Here is a 14,074-nt window from a genome sequence, read left to right as displayed (position 1 = left end):
GCGGCGAGGACCGGGGCGCCGTCCGCAGCGCGCGCCCCGGAGCACGCCTCAGCGCTTCAGCAGCTCCTCGACCCGGCCCCGGACGTCCGCGGTGTCCAGGCCGCGGATGGTCAGCGTGGTCCGGCGGCGCAGCACGTCGTCGGCGGTCTCGGCCCACTCGTGGTCACGGGCGTAGACGACCTGCGCCCAGATCTCCGGCGCGTCGGGGTGGATCCGCTCGGCCAGCGCCGGGTCGTCGTTCGCCAGCCGGGCGATGTCGAAGGACAGCGAGCCGTAGTGGGTGGCGAGGTGGCGCGCGGTGTCGGCGGCCATCCGCGGGCCGGGGGTGCCGCCGTCCACCAGCAGCCGGTGGGCGACCGCGTTGGGGTTGGCGATACCGGGCAGCGGGAGCTTCTTGGGCAGCTGCGCGATCGGCTCCATGTCCTCGGCCAGCGGGTGGCCGGGCAGCGCGGCGAGCTTGTTCATCACCGTGCGCCCGATGTGCCGGAACGTCGTCCACTTGCCGCCGGCCACCGACAGCATCCCGCCGCGGCCCTCGGTGACCACCGTCTCCCGCTTGGCCTTGGAGGTGTCGCCGGGGCCGCCGGGCAGCACCCGCAGACCGGCGAACGAGTAGGTGATCAGGTCGCGGGAGAGCTGCTGGTCGCGGACGGAGAAGGCGGCCTCGTCCAGGATCTGGGCGATGTCCTTCTCGGTGACCGCGACGTCCGCCGGGTCGCCCTCGTACTCCTCGTCGGTGGTGCCGAGCAGCAGCATGTCCTCCCAGGGGAGGGCGAAGGTGATGCGGTACTTGTCGATCGGGGTGGCCAGCGCGGCCTTCCAGGGGGAGGTGCGCTTGAGGACCAGGTGGGCGCCCTTGGACAGCCGGATGGAGGGGGCCGCGTTCGGGTCCTCCATCGTGCGCAGGTGGTCCACCCACGGGCCGGTGGCGTTGAGGACGAGGCGGGCGTTGACGCCGAACTCGCTGCCGTCCAGGCGGTCCTTCAGCTCCGCGCCGGTGACCCGGCCCTGGGTGAAGCGCAGGCCGGTGACCTCGGCGTGGTTGAGGACCGTGGCGCCGGCCGCGACGGCCGCGCGGACGGTCATCAGCGCCATCCGGGAGTCGTTCATCTGGTCGTCGCCGTACACGGCCACGGCCTTGAGGTTCTCCGTCCGCAGCTCGGGGACGTCGCGCTGCGCCCGGGCCGGGCTTATGACGTGGCCGACGCCGTCGCCGAACGCGGAGAGCGCGGAGTAGGCGAAGACGCCCGCGCCGAGCTTGGCCGCGCCATGCGGGCCGCCCTTGTAGACCGGCAGGTAGAAGGTGAGCGGGTTGGCCAGGTGCGGGGCGACCTGGCGGGAGACCGCGCGCCGCTCGAAGTGGTTCTCCGCGACCAGCTTGACCGCGCCGGTCTGTAGGTAGCGCAGGCCGCCGTGGAGCAGCTTGGAGGAGGCGGAGGAGGTGGCGCCGGCGAAGTCGCCGGCGTCCACCAGGGCAACCCGCAGTCCGGCCTGCGCGGCGTGCCAGGCGGTGGAGATGCCCAGGATGCCGCCGCCGATCACCAGGAGGTCGTACGTCGCCTTGGACAGCTGCTCCCGGGTCTCGGCGCGGTCCGGGGTGGAACCGGCGGCCGGGTGCGTCCCGAGGGCCGGGACGCTCTGCAGGGTGCTCATGATGTGCTCCTCGTCAGCTCTCGTCGTCGAGCCAGCCCATGGTCCGCTCAACGGCCTTGAGCCAGTTCTTGTACTCGCGGTCACGGGTGGCCGCGTCCATGCGGGGGGTCCACTCGGCGGCCCGGCGCCAGTTGGCGCGCAGCTCGTCGGTGCTGGACCAGAAGCCGACGGCCAGACCGGCCGCGTAGGCAGCGCCGAGGCAGGTGGTCTCGGCGACCATCGGGCGCACCACGGGGGCGTCCAGGAAGTCCGAGATGGTCTGCATCAGCAGGTTGTTGGAGGTCATCCCGCCGTCGACCTTGAGCGCGGCCAGGTCGACGCCGGAGTCCTTGGTCATCGCGTCGGTGATCTCGCGGGTCTGCCAGGCGGTGGCCTCCAGGACGGCGCGGGCGATGTGCGCCTTGGTGACGTAGCGGGTCAGGCCCGCGATGACACCGCGCGCGTCGGAGCGCCAGTAGGGGGCGAACAGACCGGAGAAGGCCGGGACGAAGTACGCGCCGCCGTTGTCGTCGACGGTGCTGGCCAGGGTCTCGATCTCGGCCGCGCTGTTGATGAGGCCCATCTGGTCGCGCATCCACTGGACGAGCGAGCCGGTGACGGCGATGGAGCCCTCCAGGGCGTAGACCGGCCGCTCGTCGCCGATCCGGTAGCCGACGGTGGTCAGCAGCCCGTTGTAGGAGTTGACCGGCTGGTGGCCGGTGTTCATCAGCATGAAGGTGCCGGTGCCGTACGTGGACTTGGCCTCGCCCTGGTCGAAGCAGGTCTGGCCGAAGAGCGCGGCCTGCTGGTCGCCGAGCGCGGAGGCGACCGGGACGCCCTCCAGCACACCGGCGGCGGTGGTGCCGTAGACCTCGGCGGAGGAGCGGATCTCCGGCAGCACGGCGGCCGGGATGTCCATCGACGCGAGGATCTTCTCGTCCCACTGGAGGGTGTGGAGGTTCATCAGCATCGTGCGGGAGGCGTTGGTCACGTCGGTGACGTGCCGGCCGCCGTTGACGCCACCGGTGAGGTTCCAGATGACCCAGGAGTCCATGGTGCCGAAGAGGATCTCGCCGCGCTCGGCGCGCTCGCGCAGCCCCTCGACGTTGTCCAGCAGCCAGCGGATCTTCGGGCCGGCGAAGTAGGACGCCAGCGGCAGCCCGGTCTCGCGGCGGAAGCGGTCCTGGCCGACGTTGCGGCCCAGCTCCCGGCAGAGCGCGTCGGTGCGGGTGTCCTGCCAGACGATGGCGTTGTGGACCGGCTCACCGGTGTTCCGGTCCCACAGCAGCGTGGTCTCGCGCTGGTTGGTGATGCCGATCGCCTTGACGTCGGCGGAGGTCAGTCCGGGGTTGGACTGCGCGGCCTTCTCCAGGGCGCCCTCGACGACCTGCTGGACGTTGGTCCAGATCTCGGCGGCGTCGTGTTCGACCCAGCCGGGCTTGGGGAAGATTTGTTCGTGTTCCTTCTGGTCGACCGCGACGATTCTGCCGTCCCGGTCGAAGACGATGCAGCGGCTGGAGGTCGTGCCCTGGTCGATCGCCGCGATGAACGGGCCGTGGCCGTGCGAGGAGGTGCTGGGGGTGTCGCTCATGGTGTGTGCTCCAAGGTCGAGGTGCGGGCGGAGGCGGGGCGGGCGGGGCGGGTCAGGCGAACGCCACCTGATAGATGCCCCCGGCGAGGGCCCCGCCGATCAGCGGGCCGACGACCGGGATCCAGGCGTAGCCCCAGTCGGAGCCGCCCTTGTTCGGCAGCGGCAGCAGGGCGTGCACGATACGCGGGCCGAGGTCGCGGACCGGGTTGATGGCGTAGCCGGTCGGGCCGCCCAGGGACAGGCCGAGGCCGGTGACGACCAGGGCGACCAGCAGGGTGCCGATCGCGCCCACGCCCTTGCCGTTGTCGCTCAGGCCGAGGGTGAGGATCGCCAGCACGAGCACGGTGGTGGCGATGATCTCGGTGACGAGGTTCTGCACCGCGTGCCGGATCTCCGGGCCGGTGGAGAAGATGCCGAGCACCGGGCCGGCCTTGGGGGCGGCGGCCGGGTCGACCATACCCTCCTCGCCGTTGTGACCGGCCAGCACCTCCGGGTCGGTCAGATGCGCCCGGAACTGGCCGTAGTACGTCAGCCACACCAGGACCGCGCCGATCAGGGCGCCGAGGAACTCGCCGGCGAAGTACACCGGCACCTCGCTCCACGGGATCCCGCCCTTGATCGCGATGCCGACCGTGACGGCGGGGTTGAGGTGCGCGCCGGACTTCGCGGCGATGTAGGCACCGGTGAGGACGGCGAAGCCCCACCCGAAGGCGATGGCGACCCATCCGGCGTTGAACGCCTTGGAGCGCTTGAAGGTGACGGCGGCGCAGACGCCACCGCCCATCAAGACCAGAACAGCGGTACCGATGGTCTCGCTGATGAAGATGTCGGAGCTGGACACCCGCGACTCCTTTGTCCTTCGTCCAGGGGAAGGCGAACCCCGGGTCCCTCCGGTGGTCCGCGCCCTCCGAGAGGGCGTTGGTCGGCCGGCGGCAGTGCTCACCATAACTCTTATTGCCGTTAGGTGTTCGACAATGCCGACCGACGAACGGCAGTTTTGTTTACCTCCCAGACCTCGTCAAGGGTGATGTGGCGAAAAACTTAGGTGAACATTTCAGTGAAAAACGGTCAGAATCGCCCTGCGCCGAGGTCCCTGGAGACGGCTCGTGCGCAATCCCTCACAGCAGCGACGATTTCCGGCCGCAGTTCGCCCTCCCGGCACACCCGCTCCACCGCCCCGGTGACCCCCACCGCGCCCACCGGCATCCGCCGCCGGTCGTGGATCGGCGCGGCGACCGACGCCACGCCCTCCCAGGTCTCCTCCACGTCCGCGGCCCAGCCGCGGGCCCGGGTGAGGTCCAGCACCGCCTCGAAGTCCGCCGCCGCGGTCAGGGTCCGCGGCGTGAACGCCTCCCGCTCGGCCTCCACCGCCTCGCTGTGCGCCACCGGGTCGTACGCCGACAGCACCTTCCCCAGCGCCGTGCTGTGCAGCGGCTGCATCGCGCCGACCTCCAGCACCTGCCGGCTGTCGTCGGGGCGGAAGACGTGGTGGACGATCAGCACCCCCTGCTGGTGCAGGACGCCCAGGTAGACGCTCTCCCCGCTGGAGCGGGCCAGGTCGTCGGTCCACACCAGGGCGCGGGCCCGCAGCTCGTGGACGTCCAGGTAGCTGTTGCCCAGCCGGAGCAGCTCGGCGCCCAGCTGGTAGCGGCCCGAGGCCGGGTCCTGCTCGACGAAGCCCTCCTGCTGGAGGGTGCGCAGGATCCCGTGGGCGGTGCCCTTGGCCAGCCCCAGGGAGGAGGAGATGTCGGAGAGGCCCAGCCGCCGCTCGCCCCCCGCGAGCAGCCGCAGCATCGCGGCTGCTCGCTCCAGCGACTGGATGGTGCGTGCCATCGGGCGACCTCCGAAGTATGCGGTTCGACAATGCTGAACGATATCGGCCCATGCCGACCGTGGGGAGAGCGGCGGGCCCACGCCGATCATGGAGGACCGACCGGATCCGGCCGCGACCGGGCTGTCCACGCCGTGGAATGGGGAACACGTGTCCCGACCCGGAAGCTACGCTGGCCGGGTGCGCCCTTCGAAGGGGGGCGCAAAGCCGACAGCCGTCGCAACCACGGGAGCATCCTCCATGGCCTCGCACACGCCCTCGTCCACCAGCCCGTCCCGCGTCACCTCACTCCGCGAAGCGCTCGCCTCACGCGTCGTGGTCGCCGATGGCGCCATGGGCACGATGCTCCAGGCGCAGGACCCCTCCATGGAGGACTTCGAGCAGCTGGAGGGCTGCAACGAGATCCTCAACGTCACCCGCCCCGACATCGTGCGCTCGGTGCACGACGCGTACTTCGCGGTCGGCGTGGACTGCGTGGAGACCAACACCTTCGGCGCCAACCACGCCGCGCTCGCCGAGTACGACATCGCCGGCCGGATCCACGAGCTGTCGCGGGCCGGTGCCGCGATCGCCCGCGAGGTCGCCGACGAGTACACCGCCGCCACCGGGCAGCAGCGCTACGTCCTGGGCTCCATGGGCCCGGGCACCAAGCTCCCCACCCTCGGCCACGTCGGCTACCCGGTCCTGCGCGACGCCTACCAGCGCAACGCCGAGGGCCTGATCGAGGGCGGCGCCGACGCGCTGCTGGTCGAGACCACCCAGGACCTCCTACAGACCAAGGCCGCCGTGCTCGGTGCCCGCCGCGCCCTGGCGGCCACCGGCACCGACCTGCCGGTCATCTGCTCGGTCACCGTCGAGACCACCGGCACCATGCTGCTCGGCTCGGAGATCGGCGCGGCCCTGACGGCGCTGGAGCCGCTGGGCATCGACATGATCGGCCTGAACTGCGCCACCGGCCCGGCCGAGATGAGCGAGCACCTGCGCTACCTCGCCCGCCACTCCCGCATCCCGCTGTCCTGCATGCCCAACGCGGGCCTGCCGGTCCTCGGCAAGGACGGCGCCCACTACCCGCTCACCGCCGCCGAGCTGGCCGACGCCCAGGAGACCTTCGTCGCCGAGTACGGCCTGTCCCTGGTGGGCGGCTGCTGCGGCACCACCCCCGAGCACCTGCGGCAGGTCGTCGAACGGGTCCGGGGCCTGACCCCGCCGGCCCGCGAGCCGCGCCCCGAGCCGGGCGCCGCCTCCCTCTACCAGACCGTCCCGTTCCGCCAGGACACCTCCTACCTGGCGATCGGCGAGCGCACCAACGCCAACGGGTCCAAGAAGTTCCGCGAGGCCATGCTGGAGGGCCGCTGGGACGACTGCGTGGAGCTGGCCCGCGACCAGATCCGCGAGGGCGCGCACATGCTCGACCTGTGCGTGGACTACGTCGGCCGGGACGGCGTGGCGGACATGGCGGAGCTGGCCGGCCGGTTCGCCACCGCCTCCACCCTCCCCATCGTCCTGGACTCCACCGAAGTCGAGGTCCTCCGGGCCGGGCTGGAGAAGCTCGGCGGCCGCGCCGTCATCAACTCCGTCAACTACGAGGACGGCGACGGCCCGGAGTCGCGGTTCGCCAAGGTCACCCGGCTCGCCGCCGAGCACGGCGCGGCCCTGATCGCGCTGACCATCGACGAGGAGGGCCAGGCCCGCACCGCCGAGAAGAAGGTCGAGATCGCCGAGCGGCTGATCGCCGACCTGACCGGCAACTGGGGCATCCACGAGTCGGACATCCTCATCGACTGCCTCACCTTCACCATCTGCACCGGCCAGGAGGAGTCCCGCAAGGACGGCATCGCCACCATCGAGGCCATCCGCGAGCTGAAGAAGCGCCACCCGGACGTCCAGACCACCCTGGGCCTGTCCAACATCTCCTTCGGCCTCAACCCGGCCGCCCGGATCGTGCTCAACTCCGTCTTCCTGGACGAGTGCGTCAAGGCCGGCCTGGACTCCGCCATCGTCCACGCCAGCAAGATCCTGCCGATCGCCCGCTTCGACGAGGAGCAGGTCACCGCCGCCCGGGACCTGATCCACGACCGCCGCAGCGAGGGCTACGACCCGCTCCAGAAGCTGATGGAGCTGTTCGAGGGCGCCACCGCCACGTCACTGAAGGCCGGCAAGGCCGAGGAACTGGCCGCGCTCCCGCTGGAGGAGCGGCTCAAGCGCCGGATCATCGACGGCGAGCGCAACGGCCTGGAGGCCGACCTCGACGAGGCGCTCCGGGACCGCCCGGCCCTGGACATCGTCAACGACACCCTCCTGGACGGTATGAAGGTGGTCGGCGAGCTGTTCGGCTCCGGCCAGATGCAGCTCCCGTTCGTGCTCCAGTCCGCCGAGGTCATGAAGACCGCGGTGGCGTACCTGGAGCCGCACATGGAGAAGTCCGACGACGAGGGCAAGGGCACCATCGTGCTGGCCACCGTCCGCGGCGACGTCCACGACATCGGCAAGAACCTCGTCGACATCATCCTGTCGAACAACGGCTACAACGTCGTCAACCTCGGCATCAAGCAGCCGGTCTCGGCGATCCTGGAGGCCGCCGAGGAGCACCGCGCCGACGTCATCGGCATGTCCGGCCTGCTGGTGAAGTCCACGGTGATCATGAAGGAGAACCTCGAGGAGCTCAACCAGCGCAAGCTGGCCGCCGACTACCCCGTCATCCTCGGCGGCGCCGCCCTCACCCGCGCCTACGTCGAACAGGACCTGCACGAGATCTACGAGGGCGAAGTCCGCTACGCCCGGGACGCGTTCGAGGGCCTGCGGCTGATGGACGCCCTGATCGCCGTCAAGCGCGGGGTGCCCGGCGCGACCCTGCCCGAGCTGAAGCAGCGGCGGGTCCCGCGGCGCGAGGTGGAGCTCACCGAGCCCGAGCCGGAGCAGGGCGCGGTCCGCTCCGACGTGGCCACCGACAACCCGATCCCGACCCCGCCGTTCTGGGGCACCCGCGTCAGCAAGGGCATCCAGCTGGCCGACTACGCCTCCTGGCTGGACGAGGGCGCGCTGTTCAAGGGCCAGTGGGGCCTGAAGCAGGCCCGTACCGGCGAGGGGCCCACGTACGAGGAGCTGGTGGAGACCGAGGGCCGGCCGCGGCTGCGGGGCTGGCTGGACAAGCTCCAGACCGAGAACCTCCTGGAGGCCGCGGTCGTCCACGGCTACTTCCCGTGCGTCTCCAAGGGCGACGACCTGATCCTGCTGGGCGAGGACGGCACCGAGCGGACCCGCTTCACCTTCCCCCGCCAGCGCCGCGGCCGCCGGCTGTGCCTGGCCGACTTCTTCCGCCCGGAGGAGTCCGGCGAGACCGATGTGGTGGGCCTCCAGGTCGTCACCGTCGGCTCGCGGATCGGCGCGGAGACCGCGAAGCTGTTCGAGGCCAACTCCTACCGCGACTACCTCGAACTCCACGGCCTGTCCGTGCAGTTGGCGGAGGCGCTGGCCGAGTACTGGCACGCCCGGGTCCGCGCCGAACTGGGCTTCGCCGGGGAGGACCCGGCCGACGTGGAGGACATGTTCGCGCTGAAGTACCGCGGTGCGCGCTTCTCCCTCGGCTACGGCGCCTGCCCCGACCTGGAGGACCGCGCCAAGATCGCCGACCTGCTCGGGCCGGAGCGGATCGGGGTCCAGCTCTCCGAGGAGTTCCAGCTCCACCCGGAGCAGTCCACCGACGCCATCGTCATCCACCACCCGGAGGCCAAGTACTTCAACGCGCGGTAGCGCGGCGGAGGCGGCCGCGGGCCCGGGGCGCCTCCCCGGGGCGCGCGGCAGCGGTCACGCACCGTAGCGGTACGCGCCGCCCCCGGGCGCTCCGCCGGGTGCGGTCGTACACTGGTCGGTCCGGTAGCGGCCGGTCGTTCCCCCAGTTCCGGGGGGAGCGGCCGGCCCTTTCGTCCCTCACGGGGGCGTCCTCACGGAGGTGGATGGATGACCAGCAGCATCCCCGCAGTCGGCACCCGGACGGCCGAAGCCGCGACCCTCCAGGCCGTGTTCCTCGATCTGGACGGCACCCTCGTGGACACCGAGGGCTTCTGGTGGGAGGCGGAGGCGGAGGTCTTCGCCACGCTCGGCCACACCCTCGACGAGCGCCACCGCACGGTCGTGGTCGGCGGGCCGATGAGCCGCAGTGCCGGCTATCTGATCCGGGCCACCGGCGCCGACATCGGCCTGGCGGAGCTGAGCACGCTGCTCAACGCGGCGTTCGCGGCCCGGATCGCCCGCGGGGTGGAGCTGATGCCGGGCGCCCGCAGACTGCTGTCCGAGCTGGCCGCGCACCGCGTCCCCACCGCGCTGGTCACCGCCTCGCACCGCACCGTCGTCGGGCACATGCTGCGCTCCCTGGGCCCGGAGAACTTCCGGCTGACCGTCGCCGGCGACGACCTGGTGCGCACCAAGCCGCACCCGGACCCGTATCTGACGGCCGCCGCCCGGCTGGGCGTGGACCCGGCCCGCTGCGCGGTCGTCGAGGACACCCTGACCGGGGTGCGGGCGGGGGAGGCGGCCGGCTGCCGGGTGGTCGCGGTGCCGTCCGTGACGCCCGTACCGCCCGCGCCGGGGCGGACCGTGGTCGGCTCGCTGGAAGAAGTGGATCTCCCTTTTCTCCAGGCCCTGATCACGGAAAGCCGGGGGACCGTGCACTGAGCGTGCTGCACACAATCCCCGGGAACTCACGGCAGCGATCCGCTCATTTTCCGTGACGAATACCCGGCGGAATTCTCCGTCGGGTCCGGCGCCCGGAGCGCGTGACGTTTCTCACGTGCCGGGCCGTCGACAGGGTCCCGAGGTGGTGTTCCAGCCGGTTCGTCCGGTGGTTTCTGCGGGGGTAAGTGTCCGGTTTGGTGGAGCAACGTTGCGAAACGTTCCGCCGTCCGGATATCGATCACGCTGTTCCCGTTATCCCACCGGCATAACGCTGTAACTCCCGCGCGTCGATGACCCGCTGGCGGTGCCTACTAATCTCGACGCGAGCAACACCTCTGCGCTGATAAGGAACCTGCCGACGATGAATCGCAAGACCTTGGTGCTGCCGGCGCTGGCCGGTCTTCTCGCCCCGGCTCTCGCTGCATGCGGCAGCACCGACGGCGCGGGCTCGGCCAGCTCGCCGATCATCGTCGGCGTCGCCTCGCAGATCGAGGCCACCAAGGCGGCACCCGCGCCGCTCGACCCGGCGCAGGCGTACGACGTCGACGCCTGGAACGTCCTGCGCGGCACCTTCCAGACGCTGATGCGGCTGCCCCGCAGCGGTACCACCGCGGTGCCGGAGGCCGCCGAGTCCTGCGGCTTCCGGGACACCCAGAACGAGCAGTTCCGGTGCACCCTGCGCAGCGGCCTGAAGTTTTCGAACGGCCATGCGCTCACCGCCCAGGACGTGAAGTTCTCCATCGACCGGCTGCGGAGCATCAACTACACCAACGGCCCGGTGTCGCTGCTCAACGACATCGACCGGGTCGAGACGCCCAGCGACCGCGAGGTGGTCTTCCACCTCACCAAGCCGGACGCCACCTTCCCGCAGAAGCTCGCCACCCCCGCCGCGGCGATCGTCGACAGCCAGGTCTACCCCAGGACCAGCCTCTACAAGGGCTGGGAGACCGTCGGTTCGGGCCCGTACACCCTCCGGACCGAGCACAGCGGCGACCGCCTCACCAAGGCCGTCTTCACCAAGAACCCCGAGTACAAGGGCGGGCTGACGGTGAAGAACGACAAGGTCGAGATGCGGTTCTTCGACGACTCGGCGGACATGGCGGCGGCGCTCCGCAAGGGCGACGTGGACCTGCTGGGCCGCGGTCTGTCGCCCAGCCAGATCAAGGGCCTGGAGAGCTCCAAGGACAAGCACCTGATGGTGCAGGGGATGCCCGGCCAGGAGATCCGCTACATCGCCTTCAACACCAAGGACCCGGCCGTCTCCAGCAAGGCCGTCCGGCAGGCGATGGCGCAGGTGGTCAACCGCTCCCAGCTGATCCGCGACGTCTACGGCTACACCGGCGACCCGCTCTACTCCCTGGTGCCCCAGGGCGTGGTCGGCCACATCAACTCCTTCTTCAGCAAGTACGGCGACCCGGACGTGGCCGCCGCGCGCAGGACCCTGGAGCAGGCGAACATCACCACCCCGGTGAAGTTCACCCTGACCTACTCCAAGTACCACTACGGCCCGGACACCGGGCGGGAGTTCGCCGCGCTTCAGAAGCAGCTCAACAGCACCAAGCTCTTCGACGTCAGCATCAAGGGCGTCGACCGCTGGCAGCAGTTCCGCACCGACGCCTCCCACGGCACGTACGCCGCCTACGGCATGGGCTGGTTCGCCGACATCCCGGACGCCGACAACTACATCGCCCCGTTCATCGGCAAGGGCAACTTCCTCAACTCGCCCTACCGCAACGAGAAGATCGAGAACCAGCTCATCCCGGCCACCCGCCAGCAGACCGACCGCAACGCCGCCGGGGACGACTTCAAGCAGGCCCAGGACATCCTCGCCGACGACGTGCCGTACCTGCCGCTGTGGCAGGGCAAGCAGTACGTCGCCGCCCGCGACAACATCACCGGCATCCAGTGGGCCCTCAACTCCTCCTCGGCGCTCCAGATCTGGGAGCTGGCCCGCGGCGTCTCCAGCTGACCGCCCGGCGCCCGCCCCGCACCGACCACCGCCGCGGCACCTCCGCCGCGGCCCTACCGGCACCACCAGAACGTGAGGAACCACCGAGTGAAGCGTGACCAGTGGCTCGCCGCCCCGATCGGAGCGGGGCTGGCGACGGCCCTGCTCGCGGTCGCCGGGTGCGGCACGGACACCTCTGCGTCGTCCGGCCACGGCGAGCCCGTCGTCATGGGCACGACCGACAAGGTCGTGGCCACCGACCCAGCCTCCGGCTACGACCCCGGCTCCTGGCTGCTGTTCAACAACGTCTTCCAGTCGCTGCTCAGCTTCCCCAAGGGCGGCACCACGCCCGAACCGGAGGCCGCCGAGAGCTGCGGCTTCAGCGGCGACGACAGCAAGGTCTACCGCTGCACCCTCAAGGAGGGCCTGACCTTCAGCAACGGTGACAAGCTCACCTCACAGGACGTCACCTTCTCCTTCGACCGCATCAAGCGCATCAAGGACAAGAACGGCCCGGCCGTGATGTTCGCCGCCCTGGACCGCGTCGAGGCCCCGGACGCCCGGACCGTGGTGTTCCACCTCAAGACGCCCGACGCCACCTTCCCCATGAAGATCGCGTCGGGGGCCGGCTCCATCGTCGACCACACCGCCTACCCCGCCGACCGGCTGCGCACCGACGGCAAGGCCGTGGGCTCCGGTGTCTACACCCTCGACTCCTACGGCTCCGACCAGGCCACGTTCTCCGTCAACGACTCCTATAAGGGCCCCGCCAAGGTCCAGAACTCCGGGATGACCCTGAAGTTCTTCACCGGCCCCGCGCCGCTGCGCAAGGCCGTGGAGAGCGGTGCGGTGGACGTCGCCTACCGCGGTCTGGCCATGAAGGACATCGCCGCGCTGGACGAGGCGTCCCTGCACCAGCAGCACGGCACCCAGGTCGTCGAGGGCGGCAGCGCCGAGGTCATGCACCTGGTCTTCAACCTCAACGACCCGGTCGCCGGCAAGCTCGGCGTCCGCAAGGCCATCGCCTACCTGCTGGACCGCTCCAGCCTCGTCCGGGACGTCTACCAGCGCACCGCCGAACCGCTCTACTCGGTCGTCCCGGCCGGCATCACCGGCCACAACACCGCCTTCTTCACCACCTACGGGGACCGCCCGCAGCCCGCCAGGGCCGCCGCCGCGCTGCGCGACGCCGGAGTGCAGAGCAAGGTCCCGCTGACCCTGTGGGCCACTCCGGACCGGTTCGGCCCCGGCACCGTCGCCGCCGTCCGGGAGATCGCCCAACAGCTCAACGCCAGCGGCCTGTTCGACGCCACGGTGCGCAGCGTGCCCACCAAGGAGTACGAGCAGGGCGTGGCCGCCGGCCGGTACGGCGTCTACGTCAAGGGCTGGATCCCCGACTACCCGGACCCGGACAACTTCACCCAGCCGTTCTTCGGCAAGGACAGCGTGCTGGCCAACCACTACAGCTCGCCGGAGATCACCGGCCGGCTGCTGCCCGAGACCGCCGACCAGCCCAACCGCGGCGCCACCAAGGCCGCCTTCCGCGAGCTCCAGGACATCGTCGCCAAGGACGTCCCGGTCATCCCGATCTGGCAGGGCAAGCAGTACGCGGTGGCCCGCCAGGGCGTCTCCGGCCTGGAGTGGACGCTGGACTCCTCGACCGTCTTCCGCTTCTGGGAGATCAGCAAGTCCGCCGCCGTGTGCGCCCCGCCCTACTGGGCGCCGGGCCGCACCAGCCCGCTCTCGTACGCGTACACCGCGGCCTGCACCCGGTCCCGCAGCCCCAGCTTCGTCAGCACGTGCCCGACGTGCGTCTTGACCGTGGTCTCGCTGACGAAGAGGTCCGCGGCGATCTCCGCGTTCGACAATCCGCGGGCCACCAGCTTCAGGACCTCCACCTCGCGCTCGGTGAGCGTGTGCAGGGTGTCCGGCACCGGCTCCTCACCGGACGGCAGGTGCCCCGCGTACTTGTCCAGCAGTCGCCGGGTGATGCTCGGCGCGAGCATCGCCTCGCCCGCCGCCACCACCCGGATCGCCTGCACCAGCTCATGGGCCGGCGCGTCCTTGAGCAGGAAGCCGCTGGCCCCGGCCCGCAGCGCCTCGACCACGTACTCGTCCAGATCGAAGGTGGTCAGCACCAGGACCTTCGCCGGGCCGTCCTTGGCCGGGCCGGTGATCTGCCGGGTCGCCTCGACCCCGTCCATCCGCGGCATCCGGATGTCCATCAGCACCACGTCCGGCTGGAGCGCCCGGACCTGCTCCAGCGCCTGGAGCCCGTCGCCCGCCTCACCGACGACCGCCAGGTCCTGCTCGGCCTCCAGGATCATCCGGAAGCCCGTACGCAGCAGGGGCTGGTCGTCGACCAGCAGGACGCGGATGGCCACAAGCACTCCTTCGACGG

At 70.8% G+C, this 14,074-nt stretch carries 8 protein-coding genes and 1 pseudogene; 4 read left to right on the top strand and 5 right to left on the bottom strand.

Going from position 1 to position 14,074, the window contains the following annotated elements; translation table 11 throughout:
• Positions 1 to 48: 48 nt before the first annotated feature.
• The 4 genes from MUU72_RS08425 to MUU72_RS08410 form a co-directional block, all read right to left on the bottom strand.
• The gene (locus MUU72_RS08425; RefSeq protein WP_248012524.1) at positions 49 to 1,653 is read right to left on the bottom strand and encodes a glycerol-3-phosphate dehydrogenase/oxidase; all 1,605 of its coding nucleotides are present in this window, start codon (positions 1,651 to 1,653) and stop codon (positions 49 to 51) included.
• A gap of 13 nt (positions 1,654 to 1,666) precedes the next feature.
• Positions 1,667 to 3,223: a glycerol kinase GlpK gene (gene glpK / locus MUU72_RS08420; protein WP_248012523.1), complete on the bottom strand. Its 1,557-nt coding sequence runs from the start codon at positions 3,221 to 3,223 to the stop codon at positions 1,667 to 1,669.
• Between the two features lie 52 nt (positions 3,224 to 3,275).
• Entirely contained in the window at positions 3,276 to 4,064 is a 789-nt protein-coding gene (locus tag MUU72_RS08415; protein ID WP_248012522.1) for an MIP/aquaporin family protein, read from the bottom strand.
• A 227-nt stretch (positions 4,065 to 4,291) separates the two neighbouring features.
• Positions 4,292 to 5,056 carry an IclR family transcriptional regulator gene (locus MUU72_RS08410; protein ID WP_248012521.1) on the bottom strand — a complete coding sequence of 255 codons (765 nt, stop codon included), beginning with the start codon at positions 5,054 to 5,056 and terminating at the stop codon, positions 4,292 to 4,294.
• Positions 5,057 to 5,294: 238 nt separating this feature from the next.
• On the opposite strand from MUU72_RS08410, the gene metH reads away from it, so the two are divergent.
• From metH to MUU72_RS08390, 4 genes and pseudogenes are all read left to right on the top strand, one after another.
• Positions 5,295 to 8,804, top strand: coding sequence for a methionine synthase (metH, locus tag MUU72_RS08405; RefSeq protein ID WP_248012520.1), 3,510 nt, complete (start codon positions 5,295 to 5,297; stop codon positions 8,802 to 8,804).
• A gap of 207 nt (positions 8,805 to 9,011) precedes the next feature.
• Positions 9,012 to 9,725, top strand: a complete 714-nt coding sequence (locus MUU72_RS08400; RefSeq protein WP_248012519.1) for an HAD family hydrolase — start codon at positions 9,012 to 9,014, stop codon at positions 9,723 to 9,725.
• Positions 9,726 to 10,086: 361 nt separating this feature from the next.
• On the top strand, positions 10,087 to 11,694 hold the full coding sequence (locus MUU72_RS08395; protein ID WP_248012518.1) for an ABC transporter substrate-binding protein: 1,608 nt from the start codon (positions 10,087 to 10,089) through the stop codon (positions 11,692 to 11,694).
• Positions 11,695 to 11,781: 87 nt separating this feature from the next.
• Positions 11,782 to 13,365: pseudogene (locus tag MUU72_RS08390) on the top strand (ABC transporter substrate-binding protein); the annotation flags it as partial.
• Positions 13,366 to 13,385: 20 nt separating this feature from the next.
• Here MUU72_RS08390 and MUU72_RS08385 read toward each other — a convergent pair.
• The gene (locus tag MUU72_RS08385) at positions 13,386 to 14,057 is read right to left on the bottom strand and encodes a response regulator (RefSeq protein WP_066975498.1); all 672 of its coding nucleotides are present in this window, start codon (positions 14,055 to 14,057) and stop codon (positions 13,386 to 13,388) included.
• Positions 14,058 to 14,074: the final 17 nt, after the last annotated feature.

Source organism: Streptomyces rhizoryzae, assembly GCF_023155275.1.
Classification (GTDB): domain Bacteria; phylum Actinomycetota; class Actinomycetes; order Streptomycetales; family Streptomycetaceae; genus Streptomyces; species Streptomyces rhizoryzae.
The sequence above is the reverse complement of the archived record's forward strand: the minus strand, read 5'-3'. Positions and strand labels throughout refer to the sequence as shown.